At 63.5% G+C, this 19,018-nt stretch carries 32 protein-coding genes; 31 read left to right on the top strand and 1 reads right to left on the bottom strand.

Translation table 11 applies throughout. From position 1 onward, the window contains the following. Positions 1-78 precede the first annotated feature (78 nt). The 15 genes from B4393_RS00180 (at position 79) to B4393_RS00245 (ending at position 7,571) form a co-directional block, all read left to right on the top strand. Positions 79-438 carry a hypothetical protein gene (locus B4393_RS00180; protein ID WP_078332464.1) on the top strand — a complete coding sequence of 120 codons (360 nt, stop codon included), beginning with the start codon at positions 79-81 and terminating at the stop codon, positions 436-438. Next, positions 431-1,288, top strand: coding sequence for a hypothetical protein (locus B4393_RS00185; RefSeq protein WP_078332465.1), 858 nt, complete (start codon positions 431-433; stop codon positions 1,286-1,288). The genes B4393_RS00180 and B4393_RS00185 overlap by 8 nt, the downstream gene beginning before the upstream one ends. Continuing rightward, positions 1,288-2,058 (top strand): hypothetical protein, encoded by a 771-nt coding sequence (locus B4393_RS00190; protein ID WP_078332466.1) that lies wholly within the window; start codon positions 1,288-1,290, stop codon positions 2,056-2,058. Before B4393_RS00185 ends, B4393_RS00190 begins: the two co-directional genes overlap by 1 nt. Further along, positions 2,055-2,381: a hypothetical protein gene (locus tag B4393_RS00195; protein WP_074347579.1), complete on the top strand. Its 327-nt coding sequence runs from the start codon at positions 2,055-2,057 to the stop codon at positions 2,379-2,381. Before B4393_RS00190 ends, B4393_RS00195 begins: the two co-directional genes overlap by 4 nt. Beyond that, positions 2,378-2,620, top strand: coding sequence for a hypothetical protein (locus B4393_RS00200; protein ID WP_078332467.1), 243 nt, complete (start codon positions 2,378-2,380; stop codon positions 2,618-2,620). The genes B4393_RS00195 and B4393_RS00200 overlap by 4 nt, the downstream gene beginning before the upstream one ends. Further along, positions 2,617-3,234, top strand: a complete 618-nt coding sequence (locus B4393_RS00205; protein WP_078332468.1) for a hypothetical protein — start codon at positions 2,617-2,619, stop codon at positions 3,232-3,234. The genes B4393_RS00200 and B4393_RS00205 overlap by 4 nt, the downstream gene beginning before the upstream one ends. After that, positions 3,235-3,570: a WhiB family transcriptional regulator gene (locus B4393_RS00210; protein WP_078332469.1), complete on the top strand. Its 336-nt coding sequence runs from the start codon at positions 3,235-3,237 to the stop codon at positions 3,568-3,570. It abuts the gene before it with no gap. A 60-nt stretch (positions 3,571-3,630) separates the two neighbouring features. Further along, entirely contained in the window at positions 3,631-4,287 is a 657-nt protein-coding gene (locus tag B4393_RS00215) for a molecular chaperone DnaJ (protein ID WP_236743078.1), read from the top strand. Between the two features lie 11 nt (positions 4,288-4,298). After that, positions 4,299-4,673, top strand: coding sequence for a DUF7352 domain-containing protein (locus tag B4393_RS00220; protein WP_078332471.1), 375 nt, complete (start codon positions 4,299-4,301; stop codon positions 4,671-4,673). Next, on the top strand, positions 4,670-5,074 hold the full coding sequence (locus tag B4393_RS00225; protein WP_078332472.1) for a hypothetical protein: 405 nt from the start codon (positions 4,670-4,672) through the stop codon (positions 5,072-5,074). Before B4393_RS00220 ends, B4393_RS00225 begins: the two co-directional genes overlap by 4 nt. After that, entirely contained in the window at positions 5,071-5,247 is a 177-nt protein-coding gene (locus tag B4393_RS27730) for a hypothetical protein (protein WP_165758469.1), read from the top strand. The genes B4393_RS00225 and B4393_RS27730 overlap by 4 nt, the downstream gene beginning before the upstream one ends. A 103-nt stretch (positions 5,248-5,350) precedes the next feature. Then, a complete protein-coding gene (locus B4393_RS00230; protein ID WP_413816121.1) occupies positions 5,351-6,271 on the top strand; it encodes a hypothetical protein in 921 nt (306 codons plus the stop codon). Further along, positions 6,268-6,582, top strand: a complete 315-nt coding sequence (locus tag B4393_RS00235) for a hypothetical protein (RefSeq protein WP_078332473.1) — start codon at positions 6,268-6,270, stop codon at positions 6,580-6,582. The genes B4393_RS00230 and B4393_RS00235 overlap by 4 nt, the downstream gene beginning before the upstream one ends. A 309-nt stretch (positions 6,583-6,891) precedes the next feature. After that, positions 6,892-7,302 (top strand): hypothetical protein, encoded by a 411-nt coding sequence (locus B4393_RS27070; protein ID WP_157901262.1) that lies wholly within the window; start codon positions 6,892-6,894, stop codon positions 7,300-7,302. After that, positions 7,299-7,571 (top strand): hypothetical protein, encoded by a 273-nt coding sequence (locus B4393_RS00245; RefSeq protein WP_078332939.1) that lies wholly within the window; start codon positions 7,299-7,301, stop codon positions 7,569-7,571. Before B4393_RS27070 ends, B4393_RS00245 begins: the two co-directional genes overlap by 4 nt. 5 nt (positions 7,572-7,576) lie before the next feature. Here B4393_RS00245 and B4393_RS00250 read toward each other — a convergent pair whose 3' ends face one another. Further along, positions 7,577-8,017, bottom strand: coding sequence for a hypothetical protein (locus B4393_RS00250; RefSeq protein ID WP_078332475.1), 441 nt, complete (start codon positions 8,015-8,017; stop codon positions 7,577-7,579). A gap of 117 nt (positions 8,018-8,134) precedes the next feature. Here B4393_RS00250 and B4393_RS27405 point away from each other — a divergent pair, with 117 nt between their 5' ends. From B4393_RS27405 to B4393_RS00330, 16 genes are all read left to right on the top strand, one after another. After that, positions 8,135-8,428 carry a hypothetical protein gene (locus B4393_RS27405; RefSeq protein WP_078332476.1) on the top strand — a complete coding sequence of 98 codons (294 nt, stop codon included), beginning with the start codon at positions 8,135-8,137 and terminating at the stop codon, positions 8,426-8,428. A gap of 228 nt (positions 8,429-8,656) precedes the next feature. Beyond that, the gene (locus tag B4393_RS00260; RefSeq protein WP_078332477.1) at positions 8,657-9,190 is read left to right on the top strand and encodes a hypothetical protein; all 534 of its coding nucleotides are present in this window, start codon (positions 8,657-8,659) and stop codon (positions 9,188-9,190) included. A 220-nt stretch (positions 9,191-9,410) separates the two neighbouring features. Beyond that, positions 9,411-10,820 carry a hypothetical protein gene (locus B4393_RS00265; protein ID WP_236743080.1) on the top strand — a complete coding sequence of 470 codons (1,410 nt, stop codon included), beginning with the start codon at positions 9,411-9,413 and terminating at the stop codon, positions 10,818-10,820. Between the two features lie 50 nt (positions 10,821-10,870). Then, positions 10,871-12,247, top strand: a complete 1,377-nt coding sequence (locus tag B4393_RS00270; RefSeq protein WP_078332479.1) for a phage portal protein family protein — start codon at positions 10,871-10,873, stop codon at positions 12,245-12,247. Then, on the top strand, positions 12,247-13,503 hold the full coding sequence (locus B4393_RS00275; protein WP_078332480.1) for a head maturation protease, ClpP-related: 1,257 nt from the start codon (positions 12,247-12,249) through the stop codon (positions 13,501-13,503). Before B4393_RS00270 ends, B4393_RS00275 begins: the two co-directional genes overlap by 1 nt. Before the next feature lies 1 nt (position 13,504). Further along, a complete protein-coding gene (locus B4393_RS00280; RefSeq protein ID WP_078332481.1) occupies positions 13,505-13,957 on the top strand; it encodes a hypothetical protein in 453 nt (150 codons plus the stop codon). A gap of 31 nt (positions 13,958-13,988) precedes the next feature. Beyond that, entirely contained in the window at positions 13,989-14,933 is a 945-nt protein-coding gene (locus tag B4393_RS00285; RefSeq protein WP_078332482.1) for a phage major capsid protein, read from the top strand. Next, positions 14,930-15,352: a hypothetical protein gene (locus B4393_RS00290; RefSeq protein WP_078332483.1), complete on the top strand. Its 423-nt coding sequence runs from the start codon at positions 14,930-14,932 to the stop codon at positions 15,350-15,352. The genes B4393_RS00285 and B4393_RS00290 overlap by 4 nt, the downstream gene beginning before the upstream one ends. A gap of 6 nt (positions 15,353-15,358) precedes the next feature. Next, a complete protein-coding gene (locus B4393_RS00295) occupies positions 15,359-15,754 on the top strand; it encodes a hypothetical protein (protein WP_078332484.1) in 396 nt (131 codons plus the stop codon). Beyond that, the gene (locus tag B4393_RS00300; RefSeq protein ID WP_078332485.1) at positions 15,748-16,434 is read left to right on the top strand and encodes a hypothetical protein; all 687 of its coding nucleotides are present in this window, start codon (positions 15,748-15,750) and stop codon (positions 16,432-16,434) included. Before B4393_RS00295 ends, B4393_RS00300 begins: the two co-directional genes overlap by 7 nt. Continuing rightward, complete coding sequence (locus B4393_RS00305) at positions 16,434-16,676, top strand: hypothetical protein (protein WP_078332486.1); 243 nt, start codon at positions 16,434-16,436, stop codon at positions 16,674-16,676. Before B4393_RS00300 ends, B4393_RS00305 begins: the two co-directional genes overlap by 1 nt. Continuing rightward, positions 16,673-17,095: a hypothetical protein gene (locus B4393_RS00310; RefSeq protein WP_078332487.1), complete on the top strand. Its 423-nt coding sequence runs from the start codon at positions 16,673-16,675 to the stop codon at positions 17,093-17,095. Before B4393_RS00305 ends, B4393_RS00310 begins: the two co-directional genes overlap by 4 nt. Before the next feature lie 20 nt (positions 17,096-17,115). Then, positions 17,116-17,655: a hypothetical protein gene (locus B4393_RS00315; protein WP_078332488.1), complete on the top strand. Its 540-nt coding sequence runs from the start codon at positions 17,116-17,118 to the stop codon at positions 17,653-17,655. 16 nt (positions 17,656-17,671) lie between these two features. Continuing rightward, on the top strand, positions 17,672-17,977 hold the full coding sequence (locus B4393_RS00320) for a hypothetical protein (protein WP_078332489.1): 306 nt from the start codon (positions 17,672-17,674) through the stop codon (positions 17,975-17,977). Beyond that, complete coding sequence (locus tag B4393_RS00325; RefSeq protein WP_078332490.1) at positions 17,949-18,692, top strand: hypothetical protein; 744 nt, start codon at positions 17,949-17,951, stop codon at positions 18,690-18,692. Before B4393_RS00320 ends, B4393_RS00325 begins: the two co-directional genes overlap by 29 nt. A 5-nt stretch (positions 18,693-18,697) precedes the next feature. Beyond that, positions 18,698-18,997 carry a hypothetical protein gene (locus B4393_RS00330; RefSeq protein ID WP_078332491.1) on the top strand — a complete coding sequence of 100 codons (300 nt, stop codon included), beginning with the start codon at positions 18,698-18,700 and terminating at the stop codon, positions 18,995-18,997. Positions 18,998-19,018 lie beyond the last annotated feature (21 nt).

Raw genomic sequence — 19,018 nt, forward strand, 5'->3', positions numbered from 1 at the left:
CGATCTGCAAGGTCGACGGCTGCTGGGAACCGATTCCGTCCACCGGACACAAATGCAACGTGAAGAAAGCGAACGAACATGCCTGAACAAGACAGCATCGAGATACGCATCGAGGGAGACGAATTCACCTCCAAATTCGGTAGACCCGACCTTCCGACATTCCACTACCTGGACGACGGGACCGTCGAGCTGCGGAACATTCCACGCGCGACCTTCATCGCGCGCGAAACCGCTTCTCAGATCGAATCTGCCGGCGGGATGGATTGGAGCGGCGTCCGGATGACGATCACCCGCGACAACGACGGCCTACAACTGAACACCGCGGCGAGCAACGGGGTGTTCCGCTGGGAGCTGCACCCGGCTCACTTCACGGATGGCTGGTGCGGAGACCAGGAATGGCTGATCGGGCGTCTGATCGAGGCGAAACCGAATGCCTAGCGTCACAACGACGGATGAGCTGTTGGCGCTGCTGCGCCGCCACTACATCAAACCCGGCCTAGACCTACCGGGCGGTGTGTTCGTGCCAGAGGTCGGCGGTAACGGATCCTGGGGCGCGAGTGCGCGCGCCGACGCCATCTATGTCGGGTTCACCACCTCGAGTGGCCGGATACTGGTGGGCCATGAGTTGAAAATCACCCGCGCGGACTGGCTGAACGAACTGAACAAGCCCGGCAAGGCTGACCAGTGGGCCGACCAATGCCACGCGTGGTACCTCGTCGTAAACGCCCCTGCGATCGTGAAACCCGGTGAACTACCGCCCGGATGGGGTCTCATGTCGCCGGGCCCAAGCCGCACCCGCATGACAGTCCACACACCCGCAACCGTCAAGCCCGACCACACCCCGTCATGGGACGCTATCCGGTCCGTCATGGCCCGCATAGACACCCTGCGCGCCAACGAGGTTGCCGCAGCGGTTGAGTCGCGCGACCAAGCCCGGCGCCGGAAATATGAGAAAGACGTAGCAGAGGCGGTCGAGCTGCGCGTGAAGACGATGCCTGAAACCGGGGAATCAGCGAAGCGGCTCAAGCTCATCGAGGACGCCATCGGCGCGCCAATCGACTGGAGCGACAACGTCTGGTCACCTGAGCGCAAGGTCGACCCCGACATCCTGGGGCGTATCGGCAAGGCCGCATTGGCGCTCGGGGGCGTCGAGTCAGCTGTCCGCCAGCTCGGCAGAGAGCACAACAGCACGAAGGAAGTGCGGCGCCTGATCGACAAATACGACGCCGAGCTCGCCGAGTTCCTGGCCCACGCCAACACCGCACAGACGGGGGAGGTGTCCGAGTAGTGCCGTGGTTCTTCGTCGATGACGGGTTCAGCGATTCCAAGCCCATCATGAACCTGCCCACAACCCCCGTGCGCGTCCCCATGCGCATCGCCGCGGCCGGCGCATGGGTGCTGGCCGGGTCGTGGTCAGCAAAGGAAGAAACCGACGGCTACATCCCCCACGCGAAGCTGAAATCCCTTCTCGTACCGCGGTCTGTCGTCGCCGCCCTGACGGCCCCCGGACCTCTCGATGCTCCGCTGTGCTGCCCAGAAAGTGACGGAATTTTGGTCAGAAATTGGGCAAAATGGCAGCAAACTAAGGCCGAAAATGACGCGCGGCGCAAACGCGAAGCGGAGAAGAAACGGAACCAAAGACGTCGCGGCCGAAACTTCGTGACCGGCATAGATGACCAAATGTCCCCAAGGGACAGCGACGGGGACAGCGCAGAGCCCGGCGAAAACATGTCCCCAGGGGAGTCCCGTGGTCCCACCCCACCCCACCCCTTAGTAGTTACTTCTAGTGGGGATAGTCCGGTAGGCAGCCGCCCGGCTGAGCACTGCCCCCAACACCCCGGCGGAACCGAACTGCCCTGCGGCGCCTGCGCTAACGCGCGGCGCAACGCAAACGCCTGGGACGCCCGACAACTCCAAGCCGCAGCCAACCAACGCGCCGCACGCCTCGACGCCATCCGCGCGTGCCCCAACTGCGACCCCAACGGCTTCATCGCCGACCCCGAAGACCCCGACACCCTGATCCGCTGCACCCACCCCCGATTGGAGAACACCGCATGAAAACCACCACACCTGCACAAGCCACCAACGTCACCGGACGCTGGGAAGTCCGCATCAAACCGAAACCCGACCCCGACCAATGGGCGGCTGATCACACGCGTTTCGTGGTGAAATCGCCGCGCGGCGCCGAAATATTCACCAGCCGAAACCAGTCCGCCGCAATGACCGTCGCGCGCGGTATGGCCAACATCGACGAGCTTCTGACGCGAGTAAACCGGCTGGAACACAACGCATTCGGTCAGCACCCGGCGCTGCGTGCACCCATGGCAGCACCCCGGCCCCGCGCCAGTGCTCTCCGGATCATCCAGGATCCCCACGCATGAGCCACATACCGCCCGCCATTGCGGCCACCGCAGACCAGCTCGTCGCCGCCGCCGACAAGGTACTCGACCAGTTCATCGCCGAATTCCAGGCGCACCTAGCCGACCACGACGGCGACCCACTATGCCCAATCGGCCTACTCGCTATCAGCGCCGAAACCCAAGCACCTGAAGACGTCGCATTCATGCTCGCCGTCGCGGTGAAACGACTAGCCATGCCACGCAAGGAAATGCAGCTATGACCGGCCCCGAAGCCGTACTTGGCCTAGATCCGTCGCTCACACGGGCAGGCGTGGCCGCGATCGTGCGCCAAAACCCCGACAGCATCGCCCGACCCGGAATGATCACGCACGTCGGATACTCCCTACGCGAAGGTGTTCCATGGTGGCGCCGCAGCCGACGCATCATCACCGAAGCACGCGAAATCAACGCCATAGTCGGCGAAATCCACGGCGCAACGCCCATCGTCCGCGCCGTCATCGAAGGCCCCGCATGGGCATCGAACCTGCCCAGCAAGTTCGACCGCGACGGCCTCTGGTGGGCGCTGTTCTCGATCCTCGACGCGAAACAAATCCCCGTCACTGTCGTAAACCCAGTCACCCGAGGCAAATTCATTACCGGCCGCGCACCCAACGGCATGAAACCCGGCGAACACAAGAAACTGGTGCTATCCGAATCCCAATCCACATGGTTCGACGACCAACACCGCATCAAAAACCACGACCAAGCCGACGCACTCGGTCTCGCGCACATGGGCGCCCTGGACCTCGGCTGGCGACTCCCCTCTGACACCCGCCGCCGCCACGTCGAAAACATCGCTCTCGTCGAGTGGGAACGCGAATGGCGGGCGTCCTAGATGGCCGGCGCGGTCTTCCCGAACAAGGGTCGGATCGAACGCCGGCTCGCAGAGATCAGCGACGAGCTGGACGAAACCTGGAAACTGCAGGCCGCGTGCCGAGGGCATCCCCGCCCGGACATCTTCTTCCCGCCGCCAGCACGGTCCGAGGCCACGATCAAACGGTCGAAATCGGAGCTGGCGCGGCGCCTGGTCATCGCCGAAGCGAAACGGGTGTGCGCCGCGTGTCCAGTGCGGGCCGAATGCAGCCACTACGCAGACCAGATCGGCGACTTCCACGGCATATGGGGAGGGCAAACAGGCCGCGAACGCGGACGTAAACGCGACGAATACTGAACCACCACAACACAACCCAGACAGGCAAGGAACACCGCAATGACGAACTATCCACCCGGCATGACCCTCCGACCGATCGATCGCTGGCCCCACAGCCTCACCCGAGACCGCCGACGTTCGAACTTCTCCGCGCAGTGGAGCGACACCCTGACCCGGCTCGACCGGGAACTCTGGTACCTCGGAAAGGGTGAGCAGTACGCCCCCGCGGTGTTGCAAATCGCGATGCGTGAGCAGGACTTTCGTATCTCTGACGGCATGCCACGCGCAACCGCGAAAGCTGAGCACCCCGGCGTCATCCTGAGCATCGAGTCCCGGTATGGACAGCTGTCCTACCCGTGTGACACGTTCACACGCTGGCAAGACAACCTACGCGCAATCGCGCTCGGTCTTGAAGCACTACGCAAGGTCGAACGCTACGGAATCACCCAAACCGGGCAGCAGTACCGCGGATGGCAGGCCATCGAAGCCAAAGCCACCCCGCTCGCGCAGACTCCGGCAGGTGCTGCCGTCGTTCTCGCGAAGGCAGCGCAGGGCAACGATGACAGCGTCTCCGATTGGGCTCACCGGATCCTGCACAACCCTGAGACTGCCCGGAGCACCTACCGGAAAGCCCGCGCCAACGCGCATCCCGACCGCCACGCCGGCGACCGAACCGCCTGGGACGCTGTCGAATCAGCCGCCAGCATCCTCCGCGCCGCAGGCGCACCAATCGAATAGGAGACACCACCATGCGAATAATCCGACACGCCCTCCGGATCGATGATTACCAGGAGGTGACGCTGCCTAGTGACGGCGATCTGCTATCAGTTGCGCAATCCCGCAGGTCCCCTAACGGTCTTATTGACCTCTGGTCGCTGGACTTCGAACACGGCGAGGGCTGGACCAAGGGCATTTACATTGTGGGTACGGGTAACCCGATGCCCGATCAGCTGCGCGACTCGGCCAATACCCAATACCGGCGCAACGAGCACCGCTACAGCCCTGGATTCACTAACGATGTCTTCATCATGGACGAAGACCCGAAGCCGTGGCGGAAGTTCATCGGAACTGTAGTCACCCCATCCGGTCTGGTCTGGCATGTATTCGAAGGGCCCCTCCGGTGACCGCCCCCGAGCAGCACTTGCGGAACGTGCTCGTACGCTACATGTCCGACGCGCTCAACGAAGTTGGGGGAGCACTGATACCCGACATATTCCGGCGCCCCGCCATCCCGCTACGCGTCCGAACCCGAGGCAGCCTTGACCGATCCGAAATCACCATGCCCGGTATCGAGTTGGCCGGCGGATCCGACATGGAACCACTCGCCCGCAACGTCGGCAAGCTCATCCTGAAAATCATGCGCACCGATGAAGTTCTGTGGGTCGCGGTCAACGCGCACGCCGATTTCGGAGGCTGGAACATCGACTGTGTTCCGCTTATCGAGCACATGAAGCTGTCCACCCCAACCGACGCACAGACGTTGAAAGCCAACGGCATCGACCCCGAAACCGGACAGCCCCGATGAGCGATATCGCGACACTGCAGGAAGCAGCGAAGATCCTGAACCGCCACGGCCTCGCCAACGCCGCAGAACTCTGCACCCGGCTCATAGGCAGGCTGGCGGTCGACGAAGCGCTCGGCGGCGCAACAGAACCCGAACCCGCACCAGGAAAACGCCTCACCCGAATCACACCATGAGCACGCTGCCCGACATCACCGCCCTGACCCCGTTACCGTCACCGACATCTGGTGGGCGTCAAACCGGGAACCAATGCGGTGTTTCGCTCGGCAAGCGCGGCCCATGACCCCCTTTATCGGTAGGGCGAGGCCACAGCTGCGCCCACCAGAACCAAACCCCCACAACACCAAAGGAGACACCGCCATCATGACCACCACTCGCGATGAACAGCTCGCGCTGGCGCAACAGCAGGTCTTCCGTAGCCGCAAGAAGTACCTGCGGGCTAAGTTCCGGCTAGAACGCGACATCCGGCGCCGCGACGAACTCTGCCCCGTGGCCCGCGGACACAAAGCCGTCAAGAATCTCTACGACGCCGTCCAAACGCTCACCGAAGAGACCGTGCCGGATCCGACACTGACTCTGGACAGCGACCCGCGCACGCCCGCCGACCAGGCGCACGAATTCTTCACCCGCCCAGGCGACTTCTACCAAGTAGCACTCTCGCTGCCGGTATCCACGAACGGTGCTGACATTGGTGCCCAGTTCATGGTGAAAGCCGACGACAACCAACTCCCGTACCTGCTCGAGGTGCTACGCCAACTACGAGGTGCCCTAGGCGCCCACACCCACGTCGAACTCACCAAAGCCCAGATCACGCCGCCAGACGGCCCACCCATGGATATCGGCAAGGACTTCACACTCGGCGACCGCTTCCCGGCAAGCCCCGGCGTTCCCATCCCGCGCATCGATGGCGTCCAGCTCGGCACAGGTGCGCTCACCCCGCCAGTCGAACGCGAACTCCAAATGGCCGACCTAGTGGATCAGGTCGACCAAATAGCGGAACAACATGGCGTGAAACCGGAACAAGTGCAGGTGATTCCGGTACGTGGCGGCGGATACGCGTACACCGTCAAGCCCGAACCGCAACCCGAGCACGGCCGGCACGCACGCGCCGATGACGGTGACGAAACGCGTTGGGCGCCTTGCGGTCGCAGTGGCCCCTGCTGGAAGGACGACGGACACGACGGGGACTGCACCCAATGAGCACCATGTCTGTCACCTGGTACGTCGCGAAATGCGATACCTGCGGCCGCACATACGGCGACGCCGACTACGAACTTGATGATGAATCCGGCGCCGAACGGGCAACACGGGGCGAAGCGCAGAAAGCTGCCATTGACGACGGCTGGCGTCTTTACGGCGCGCACTATCAGCCGTATCTGCTGTCCTGCCCCGAGTGTTCGAAATGCGATGTCTGCGAAAGATCCCCGGCCCATCATCACGGCGATCGCACTCGCTGCGCCGACCACCCACACCACGATGCACCTGGGCAACTCTCGATCGAGACTGGCTGACCATGCCGAACCGGACCCCTAGAACGACCACGCAGAAACGGCTCGGCCACGACCACCAACAACAACGCGACCGGCTACTACACCGCCACGTCGACGGACAGCCCTGCTGGTGGTGCGCAAGACCCATGTACCGCGACCGCACCCGCAACTGGGACTACAACCCGAACGCCACACGCACCGACGGAAAACCAGACACCAGCAGCGGATCCCTCGGAGCCGACCACAGCACACCACGCAGCCAATCCACCACCAGCCGAGCAGACCGACTCTTGCACGGCACCTGCAACAAACAACGCCAAGGAGGCCACCGTGACGACCAACGACCAGCCCTCACCAACCGACCCGACACCGACCCCGCACTCGGAACCCGAATCTTCAACTGGCCCTGACCAACTCGAATGGACAGAACCCAAACCGAGCGTGTTCCATGCGGACACGAAAGGCGGCCGGTACGTGGTCTACGACCGGAGTCTGTACAGCTCAACAGGATGGATGACTGTCTACCTGCAAGACCGGGGGCTGCCAACGGCCCATCTGTACAAGGGGCACAGCGAAGCAGAAGCCCGCGCCGCCGCACAGGCACACCACAACACGATGATTCGTCGACTGGCGTGGGAGCAGTACATGCGCGACAACGACCCACCGCGACCCAGGAAGCTGGGGTGCTGCAACGGGGGTCCGCAGTGGGGCCACGCGTGGACCTGCCCGACACTGCCATGAGCGATTCTGAATTCGCCGCCTGCGGCGGAACAACCCCGCTCGCCGACCCCCGCGACATGACACCCGACGAGCTGTTCGCGACTCTCGGACTATCCGACATGGATGACAGCGAACGACTCGAATTCGTGCGCTACATGAACGCATGGTCCCGCCACTACCTACCCGGACCCAACAAGTGGTGGATGCAGGCACTGCTCCAAGCCAACATCTGGAAACGCAGCATCACCAACCACATCGACTCGCTCATCACCCAAGCACTAGGCCAATGACAGAACTAGCGATACACCATGAAGCGATACGCATGCTTGCCAGCCATGAAATCGGCATCGGGAAAACTATCGTGCCAGCGACCCTCCAGCAGATGATCCACGAACTTGTCGATACGCCTCTTATCGAGGCCATCAGCAGTCAACAACGTGGTGATCCGCTCACGCACACCATCGGCATTGAGCCCAGCACGTACCTGCGAATGCTGACCAGGGGAATCCACCACGAGCGTGTACACCCTACGGTCGATCCGCTTCACACGGCGCGCCGGATAGATCGTCGAGTCAACCAGCACGTGCCCGTCCATCTTGTGAGGACGCGGAGCGACCACCTGAATAAACCCGCCCTCGAGCAGATCCACAGACAGCACGTCCGTGATCACCGTCGGTGCCTCCGGATCATCCTCGTCTGGCTCCAGTTCTACAGCGAACGCATCATCAATCCGCATATCAGCCCTTCCTTGTCGACCAACGTTGTTGCCACGAGCGTATTGGCGAAGCTCATTCAGCAGTGGCGACACGCACTCGGAGGTCCACATGTCGCAGCCAGCGAGTAGAACCAACGCATGGCACGACCGCCACGCGACCGATTCCCCAACGCGTACGTCGGCGACCTCGTGCCCAACGGCAAAGGCTGGACCCGAGTCGGACCCCTCTACTGCCCCAACTGGCACAGCGCCGACGAACCCGGCTGGACACAACGCTGCCTACCCTGCGCATGCGACACCCGACACCACATGTGGACCTGCCACTGCGGCGCCAGCATCTACGCACCCAAACTCGGACCCGGCTGCCGCATCCTCAACGGCCCACAATCCAGCCACGAAGACCGTGGACGCACTGCGCCACCAGATCGGTAACCCCGACAGCCCGCTCGAGCGCTGGCTACTCGAGACCACCGCACCACCCTGGCAACGCAGTTTGCTACACGACATCATCGCAGGTCAGAGCCTCGGCGGCGTTAACCCAAATACGGCTCTGACCTGCACGTATGCCACCCCCAAATTTCCTAGCAACCCCACCCGGCCTGACTCCGGCGGTAGTCAGGAATTTTTTTTGGGCGACTCTGAAAATTTCGGGGGCATGCCGTGGTGACCTCCAAGCGGACAACGGGACGGACAACGAAGCAGCCCGTAAACACTGCCGGTGGCGGCGAATCGGCTGCTGACCAGGGGCCCGTCAAGGCCACGAAGCGGACAGCCGCGGGGACAAAGCGGACAGCCACCGGCACCGGGCGGGCCCCGTGCAGCGCTGAACCGGGCGCGGGGGAGCGGCTGCGGGCCGAGTTGGAACGCAAAGAGGATGGGCCGGGACTGACCGCGCTGATCCGGCAGGCTGCGCGCGTGGCAGACCGGTTGGAGACGTTGGCCGGAATCAACTCGGGCGTCGAATCGTCGTGGGTGCGTTTGGATCTGCGCGGCATCATCGCGGCTGCTGACGACAATGGCAGGAAACCGGCGACCGTGATTGTCGAAGCGAAGATCGATTCCACGATCGCCGAAGAGAGACAACAGACGACGTTGTTACGGCATTTGCTCGCTGAGATTCACAAACAGCGTGCGGGATCGGCAGGGCAGAGTGGCGGTGGCGGCGCGGAAGACGACGACCTCGACGACATCTAGGTCTACGGCCAAACGCACGACTAGGCGGGGCCCGAACGCCGGTGCGCCGCCGAACAAACAGGACACACCGCCATGGGTCGGTGAGTGGCCGCGACTGACCGGCCGGCAGGAACCCAAGCACGAGCACTCATTCGCTGGTGATGAAACCGACGGTGACCGTTGCGCGCGGTTCGGGCATCGCATCACCAAACAGCGGTCACTGCCTTGGCAATGGCGCACGATGCGCCAGATACTTAGTCGCCGCCCAGACGGTCTATGGACCCATCCGGACGTGTGCCTTGTCTGCACCAGACAGCAGGGCAAGACGCTGATTCTGGTGTTGCGCATCCTGTTCGGGTTGTTCATCCTCGGCGAGAACATCGCGTATACGGCGCAGCGCGGTAATACCTCGGATGCGGTGTTCAAACGCGTCAAAGCGATTATCAATTCGCGGCCGTCGCTGAAAAACCGTGTGGTCTCGATGACCGGCGGAAAACAGGGCTTCGGTGAAATCGTCGTCCGGTCGAAACTCGGCACCGAAGTCACGGTGCAGTTCGGCGTGCGTTCCGGCGACAAGGGCCGTGGCCTTGACCAGGTCGACCTGGTCATCTTCGATGAGGCGTACAACCTGACACAGGACGAGGTTTCGGCGCTGCAGGGCGCACAGGTCGCGTCGGCCAACTCCCAAACCATCTACACCTCAACAGCGCCCGTGGAATCCGAGCACCCGAACTGCCACGTGTTCGCAGGCATGCGCCGGCGCGGGCTCAACAAAGACACCGATCTGTTGTTCATCGAGTTCGCCGCACCGGATCCGCCCAAGGATGCAGTCGAGCGCAAAGCCGCGCGTGAGGACCGCGAGAACTGGCGTCTGGCCGAGCCGTCATACGGGGTGATCTCCAAAGAGCGCGATATCGAACGGTTTTACAAGACCGCGATCGAGAGCCGCGAGGCATCGAAAGTCGCCTTGTGGGAAGCCGACTATCTCGGCTGGGGCGAATGGCCGGCGGACGCCCGGTTCATTGACCCGGTCATCCCAATCAAGGAGGTGTGGGAACCGTTGGCCAACTATGCGCCCGAACTCGTAGGGCAGAAGGTACTGGCGGTGTCCCGTACACGTGATCTGGCTCGATGGGCTATCGCGGTGGGGCAGCGCACGATCGAAGGCCGGGTGCAGATCGAAATCGGCTACTACCAGAAAGCCACGATCGGGCAGGTCGCCGCCTATGTGGTCCGGCTGGTCGACCAGTGGGATCCGGCCGCGATTGTGATCGACGATCACGATCCGGCTAAACCGCTGGCGCCGTATCTGAAAAAGCTGGGCATCGACGTCACGTTGACGACGACGGGACAGATCGCGGTGGCGTTCCAAGGGTTCGTTGACGCCGCAATGTCCGGTGACCTGGGACACACTAACCAGCCGATTCTGACCCAAGGTTTGGAGGTCGCGATGACCCGCGAACTACCTCGGGGAGACAAGGTTTGGGACGACCGCGAAGGCTCAATTGCGCAGGTCATCGCCGCAACGATGGTGCACTGGGGTGTTCTGGAATTCGCAGAGGAAGACTCGCCGGCCGCACTGCCCTCGATGGGCTCCGGAAATCCCGAAACAACAAGTAGCCACTTCGACGTGCTGGGAGCCGCATTCTAAATCCGCAGGTGCGGCGTTGTGTCGCAGCATGTTCGGATTGAGGGAGGCCGGTGACCAAGCGGGTCAAGACGGCTATGCCGGTCGGCGAATCGGGCTACGTGACCCCGTTCGTCGACGGCTGGGTCAACTGGGATCCGTACGAAAAGGTTCCAGACCTGCAGCACCCGGCGTCCGTTGGTGTCTTCCTGGAGATGGACAACAACGACTCGCGTGTGTCGTCGCTGCTGGAGGCCATCAGCTTGCCGATCGTCGAAACTGGTTGGCGTATCGACCCCAATGGCGCGGAGGCCGAGGTCGTGCAGTTCGTTTCGCGGAACCTGAATCTTCCGGTCGTCGGGTTCGATGAGGTTGACGACCCTGGCCGTTCGCGCGGCCGATTTTCGTGGGTCGATCATCTGCGCGAGGTTGCCTCCCCGACTGCGCAGTTCGGGCACTCCGTATTTGAGCAGGTGTATCGGCGTGAAGCCGACGGCCGGTTCGTGCTGCGCAAGCTGGGGCCGCGCCCGCAGTGGACGATTCAGAAGTTCAACGTCGCGATGGATGGCGGGTTGGATTCGATCACGCAGCTTGCCCCTGCCTCGTCGGGCCGCGTCATGTATGGGCCTACACCGCTTGATATTCCGATCAATCGGCTTGTGGTGTACACGCGCAACAAGCGGCCGGGCTATTGGCAGGGTCGTTCGATTCTGCGCTCGAGCTACAAGCATTGGCTGCTGAAAAACGAGCTGTTGCGCATCGAGGTCGTGGCGGCACGCCGCAACGGTATGGGTGTGCCGGTCGGTACCGCCTCGAAGCCGAACGACGACGCCGAGGTCAAGGCGATGCAGAAGGTTGCCTCGGAGTTCCAGGGCGGAATGGGATCCGGTGTCGGTCTGGCGCAGGGACAGTCGCTGGCGCTGCTGGGTGTACAGGGCAATCTGCCCGACATCCGGGCAGCAATCGTCTACCACGACAAGGCCATCGCGCTCGCCGGCCTGGCGCAATACATGAACCTCGATACCGGAGGAAGCTACGCGCTCGCCGCGGTGCAGGAACGACCGTTCGTGCAGGCAGAAAATGCAGCCGCCAAGTCGTATCGCGACATCGGGCAGGCGCACATCATCGAGGACCTGGTCGACATCAACTTCGGTGTCGACGCCCGCACCCCACGGCTGGTGTTCGACAAGATCGGATCACAGCAGGACGCGACCGCCGCGGCGCTCAAGATGTTCGTCGAGGCCGGGCTACTGGCGCCGGATCTGCGGATCGAACGCGCATTGCGCCAATCGCTGGACCTGCCGGCCAAACCTGATGCAAGCGACCCGGACGCGGCGCCCCCGAAAGAACCTGACGCACCGGTGGCCCCGGCGCCGGAAGGGACCGACCCCACCCCGAGCGCAGAGCACATGGCACAGGCGCTCGCGTTCGAGAAAGGGAGGTTGTTCTGATGGCTCGTGAAAACCGCGAGTGGTACAAGTTCACCGTCGCGAAAGCCACGTCGGCAGAGGACAAGCCGACGGCCACGCTGCACATCTACGACGAAATCGACTCATGGTTCGGTGTCAACGCCGAACAGTTGGTGCTTGACATTGCTGCCCTGGACTCTGAAACGGAACTGACCGTGCGGGTCAACTCGCCGGGGGGCAACGCGTTCGACGGCATCGCTATCGCGAACGCCATCATGCGCCACCCCGGTAAGACCGTCACCCGTGTCGATGGGCTTGCCGCGTCGGCTGCCAGTGTGATCGCGGTTGCCGCCGATGAGGTGGTCGTGTCCAAATATGGGCAGGCCATGATTCATGACGCACGCATGCTGTGGTCGGGGACAGCTGCGGACATGCGCAGCGCCGCTGACCATCTGGAGAAGTTGTCGGCCAGTTACGCCAACATCTACGCCGATCGCGCCGGGGGGACCGTCGAGGACTGGGCGCAGGCGATGGCAGATGAAACCTGGTACACCGCCGAAGAAATGGTCGCCGCTGGACTGGCGTCTCGCATCGACGATTCGGGGGCGCGCGCCGATACCGAGAAGGCAGTCGCGTCGGCGCTGGCCAGTTCGTCCTACAAGTTCAAGTACTCCGGCCGTCCGGCCGCACCCGCGCCGTTGGCGCGGGCCGACAACGCCGCGGCATCCGCTTCGGCGAATATCTCGAAGGAGGGCCCCGTGCCTGACATCAAGGAGGACGTCGCCAAGCGGCTCGGTCTTGGACCGGACGCCACCGACGAAGAAGTGCTCGCCGAGCTGGAGAAGTTGACCAGCACCGAGCAGGAGAACACCGGCGACGACACCACCGCCGAGGGCGGCAGCGTCACCGAGGGTGGTGGTGAATCCGGTGTCGACGGTAAGGAATTGGCTGCGGCAGCGGCCAAGGCCGGTTTGGTGCTGATGGATCCGGCGCGGGTGTCCAAGCTGGAATCTGATGCTGCCGCGGGCGCGGTGGCACGTGCAACGCAGATCGCCGAGGCCCACGCCAAGGTCGTCGACGCGGCGGTCGCCAAGGGCAAGATCACACCGCCGCGCCGCGATCATTTCCTGACGCTGATGAAGGCGGACCCGGAAGGCACTACGGCGCTGCTGGATTCGATTCCAGCCGAGACCGCGGTGCCGTTGACCGAATTCGGCCACGGCACCGAAGCGCAGGCATCGGCCAGCGCGGAAGACGAGATCCGCAACGACCCTCGATTCAAGAATTGGAGCATCTGACATGCCCGGAATTTCTCAGGTCACCAAGACGGGACCGCGGACATACACCCCGAAGGCTGGCGTTTCGATCAAGGGCGGTCAGCTCGTCGAAGGCGTCACCGGCAGCCGTATCCAGCCCGCCGCGGCGGGGTCGTTCAAGGTTGTCGGCGTCGCATTGACGGACGCGATTGCGCCCGAAGATCTGGTGCTGGCACCGACTACAGGCGGCGACGGTCGTCCTGTGCTGAACACGGCGGTATTGCCGACCAAGGTGGCGTGCGCATACGGCGGGGTTGAAGTACCCGTCACCTACGCGGCCGACGCGGCGTTCGGTGAGCTGCTGATCGCCGCTGCCAACGGCACCGTCACACCTGCGGGCGCAACCCCCGATGCGCGCACCATCGTTGGCCGCTGCACCGAACCGGGCGGCGTCGTCGTAGCAACCAAGGCCGTCGGCCTCTTCCGGACCGTCTGAGCCGGACTGAAATAGCAAGGGAGACAGAATAATGCCTACAACCCCTATCGTCAGCATCAGCGACGGTCCACGGCTCACAGTGTCGGAAATGGTCGGCAACCCGCTGTTCATTCCGACGAAAATCAAGGAACTGCTGACCAACGTTTTCATCACGCAAACTTTGTTCCGTAACGGTGGCGCCAACAAGAACGGCATCGTCGGCTACCGGTCGGGTGACCCGATCTTCCTGGACGGGGACCCCGAAGACGTCGCCGAGTTCGGCGAGATCCCGGTCGCGGCCGGCCGCAAGGGCACCGCACTATTCGCAGTGGCCGGCAAGAAGGGCCTCGGCGTCCGGGTGTCGCGCGAAATGCGGGATGAGGACAATGTCGGCGCAGTCAACGACCAGATCACGCAGTTGGTCAACACGTTCAAGCGCTCCGACGACCGGGTGTTCCGTGCGCTGACTCAGTCCAGTGCTGTACCCACGATGGCTGTTCCAGCAGCGTGGGATACCGCCAATGGCAATCCCCGCGGCGACATCGCGCGTGCCGTCGAGAAAGTAATCAATGCGGCCCCGTCGATCGCCGAAGGTGGCAGCGCCGAGGAATGGTTCGGATTCAGCCCCGACACGATGGTGATGAACCCTGGCCTGCTGCCGATCCTGATGGACAACGACAAGTTCAACAAGGTCTATCAGGGCAACGTCGCCAACGAGCACATTGCCTACACCGGCAAGCTGCCGGGCAAGGTGTTCGACTTGGACATCCTCGGGGCCCGCGGCTACCCGACGGATCGGATCTGGATCGGTCAGAGGGGCGTGACCGGGTTCTACTCGGATACCCGGCCGTTCGAAGTCACCGGTCTGTATCCGGAGGGCAACGGCCCCAACGGCGGACCGACGGAGTCCTTCCGCTGCGACGCCACCCGGAAGACCGCGTACGCGCTGGATCAGCCGAAGGCCGGTATCTGGCTCACCGGGTTGGTGACCCCGTGACAGCCGAATATGTTCTGACAGCGGATTTCCTACGCCGGCTGGACGACAAAGGAGTGTGGCGCGAGCTTAAGCGCGGCGCCATCCTCTCTGAACTCGATGACGACGACGTCCGCCGCCTCACCGCGGCGGGCGCCATCGTCGACCGCGAGTCGTACGAACGGGCCCAGGCCGAAGCCGAGGCCGCAGCGGAAGCGGCAGCCGAAGCGCTGGGCGCCGATGACGGCGGTGACGAGCACGTCGTCGACGATTCGACCGGCACCGGACTTGACGGGGTGGTGTTGACGCCAGGCGATGGCATCGAGCGGCCCAAGTCGGCGCACTCCACCGACGTGTGGCGGCAGTACGCCGTCGCACGCGGTATCCCCGCCGAGCAGGCCGCGAAGATGAGCAAGACCCAAATCAAGTCCGCGACAAGGTAACTTGCCGTGGCCGATGTAACACCGTTCCTGACCGTCGCCGAATTCGAGGGCATGTTCCGCCCTCTATCAGCGACGGAACGGGCGCTTGCCGAGATATTGGTTCGGGCAGCCGCCGCGTGGATCCGTGATCCGTCGCGGCTGCCCGACCTTCCGGCGACCGATGAGCGCGGCAAGCTCGTCACCTACGACGTCGTCAAAGCCATGTTCGGGCCCGAGGGCGTCACCGATTCGCGGGTGCTCGAGCTGACCCGCACCACCGATGACCGCACCACCACGGTCAAGATGGCGCAAGCCGCGCAGATGATGGACTTCACCGAGCGTCACCTACAGATGCTTGGCCTATCACTCACCGCGGCGCCACAAGCCCAATTCACCGGATACGCGCAGGCCGAGCCATGGTGAGCATGTTCGATCTCGGCCCCGACACCGTCACACTGGTCAAGCGTGACCCGGTAATCGACGCGGGCGCACCGGTGGTCGACGCGTGGGGCCGGCCGACCTACACCGAGCGCCGTATCTCGAAGGCACTGTGCAGCTGGGCTGAACACCCGGCGTTCGAAGACATCGCCGGCACGCAGGTCGCGGTCGTCAACGCGGTCGGTCACCTGGTCGTGGACGCCGACACCGAAACGCTCACTGCTCGTGACGCCGTCGAATTCCGGGACCGGCTGTTCGAAATGCAGGGGCCCGGCGTGCGCCGCGACGACCTCGATGGCCAGCCCGATCACGTTCGCGCCGAGGCCAGATTCTGCGAAGACGTCAGCCTCGGCGAGCAGGTCACCATCATCGCGGCCGGCCGACGCACCGACCGCGGCGGCGTGGAGCCCGATGGCACCCCTGTCACGGTGATCGCGCGCGCAGTCGTAGTCGGTAACCAGCGCCAACGGTTCGGCGCTACCGGCGAAGTTATCGCCGCCGCATTCACCGTCGTACTGGACCTGGACACCGAGATACGGGACAACGACTGGCTGATCGTTCGCGGCCGCGAGTGCCGCGCAATGGTCGGTGTGCAGCTGTCCCAGTGGTCCGACCGCAATCAGCTTGTGGTTCTGGCCCAGTCCGCGAAGGGCGGTATCGGCTGATGGCGCCCCAGGGCAAATTCCGGTTGAACCGCAAAACGATCGCCTATATCGCGAAGAACGATCAGGGCTTGGGCAAGGCGCTGGATGCGGTTGCCGACCCGGCAGCCGAGAAGGCCGGCGCCACAGTCGATGAGTACGTCACCGACCGGCAGGTCCGCGGTATCTACGGCAAGAAGGAAGACCAGGCCAAACGTGGGGCTGTGTCGAAGGCGTTCGGGCGCTTGGGGTTGAGGCTGCGATGAGAGAGCACGCAGACATCCGCAACCCCATCGCGGACGCCCTGGAATCGTTTCTCGCGCTGCCGCCGAACGTCGGTCTCTTCGGCAGCGCCTGCCGGGTATCGGTGGAGGACGTGCCCCAGGACTGGAGCCTGCGGACCGGCCCGCCCCTGGTCACCGTGTACGACGACGGTGGCCCCGAACAGTGGCCCATCAAACGCGACCCGACGATCCGGATCACTGTGCGAGCCCGCGGCTCCGATCTGGCAGACCGTGTCGCGCGCCGGCTGCACGGCTACCTGCACGAGAACCGCCCGCCAGGGGTCGCGCACATCTTCCGCACCGGCGGAAGCGTGTTCGTCACCGCCCGGGACACCGACACCGGCGCCGACATGGCGTCGTTCACCGTCACAGCGGCGGTGCGAACCATCGAAACCGTCTGAGAGATAAGGAGACAGCACCAATGGCTGGCAATCCCGACAATGTGAAGCTATATACAGAGGCCGACGTACTGCTGTGGATGGGTGCGGCGCCGCCGGCAACCGCCGACCTGCCCGCGTCCATCACGGACCCGTTCGTGACGACCACCGGTAAGTGGGCGTTCTTCGGCCTGCTGGTCGGTGACGCGGGTATCGACACTCAGCGCGAGTGGGACGAGAAGGACATCCCGGCATGGGGTTACGGCACGATCATCGTCGCGTCGAAGGATTTCAAGCTCACCCGCAAGGTGTCCGCGCTGGAGGACAACCCCGTGATGCAGCGGATTCTGTGGAACGGTTCGACCGAGACGGACATCGTTGTCCCGAACCCGCTCTACGAGTATGTGGCATTCGAGAAGCGCACCGCCAGCGGTGAAATCCGCCGCGAGATTTCCAAGCGGCCGGCGCGGTTCTGGACGCCGAACATCAAGGATGCAGAAGGCGACGCGACTCCTCGCGAGGTCGAATGCCGTATCTTCCCGGACTCTGCCCGCAAGTTGTTCGCCGTGCAGCAGAGCGCATAGCGGAAGGGGCGACATCGTGAAGACAATTCGTCTGCTGATCGACAAGCCGGAGTTCCGCAAAGGGTCGGTGCTCGACGTCGATGACGTCTCGGCGGCGGCACTGATCGGGAAGGAGGAGGCGGTGCTGTACGACCCGGCCGAAGACCCCGAAGACCCCGAAGACGCCGAGGACGCGCCGCCGAAAGCCAAGCGCGCGCGCCGCAGTCGCGGCACATCGCAGTCGGTGAACGTGGCCGAAGCCGACATGCCGAACACGGAAGGCACCGAACCGGATGCGCCCGGTGGCGACGTCGATGGCGAAGGTGGCGGCGAAAACGTCTGACGCCGCACGGCTAGAAGCGCTGGGTGCCACCGAAGCCGAAGCGCAGTTCCGCGGCCACACCATCCGGGTTCCCCTGAACCTGGAGGTGTGGCCGCTCAATCTTGTACGTGAACATCCGTTCAACGCTGTCGATTACCTGCTGGCCGGGCAGGAATGTGGACTACGCGACGACGCGACGGTCGACGACTACCGCGAGCTGTCCGACGCCATGGCCGACGCCGTCGGAATATCACGGCTGCCGGAAACACCCGCTGCGCCGGACCAATGGTTCGGCGGCATAACGACATTGGTCAACATCTTGGACCGATTCGAGCAAGACCTAGCCAGTGACCTACGCCGGTTCTGGGGTGTGGAGTACTCCGAACGGTTCACGGGCACTTTGTCATTGCGCCGGATTTGGACCTATATTCGCCGGCTAGATCCAACGTCTTCGATCGTGCGCGCACAGAACGGTGGCAAAGAACATTGGACCGAGCAAATGTTCATTCTCGCCTCTGTATATCAGGCACTCACAGGGGAAATATATCCGGGTCGCCCACTTCGGCAGCATGAGATAGCAAAGGCTCTCGAAGCTATGCAAGCGAAAGCCAATCATGTCGCTAACTTGAAGGAACGAGAAGCCGCTTACGCCGCGCAGTCGTCGCCCGCGGCGCCGGCGGTCTCGGCTATGGAACAGGCAATAGCGAACCGGCGACACGAACTAGGAAAACGCTAAACACCATGGCTAACAACCCCCGCGGCAAGTCCGTAGAAGACCCTGACGAGCAGATTGACCCCGACAAGGCGACCGTCGACCTGATCTGGGAAGGGCTCAAATTCACGATCCCGAAGCGCCGTGGCCGCTGGCCGGTCAATGCGCTAAGGGATTTCGCGCGTGGCCGCAACTATGAAGCCGTAGTGACGCTACTTGGGGGCGAGAAGCAGTGGCAGCGATTGGCCGAGAAGTGCCCGACGGGCGACGACTTCGACAAGTTCGTCGACTACGTGCGCGCCGTCGTCGAGAAGGAGTGCACGCTGTGAACCGCGGCGCCACTCGGTATC

The sequence above is a fragment of the Mycobacteroides franklinii genome (assembly GCF_002013895.1).
Taxonomy (GTDB): Bacteria; Actinomycetota; Actinomycetes; order Mycobacteriales; family Mycobacteriaceae; genus Mycobacterium; species Mycobacterium franklinii.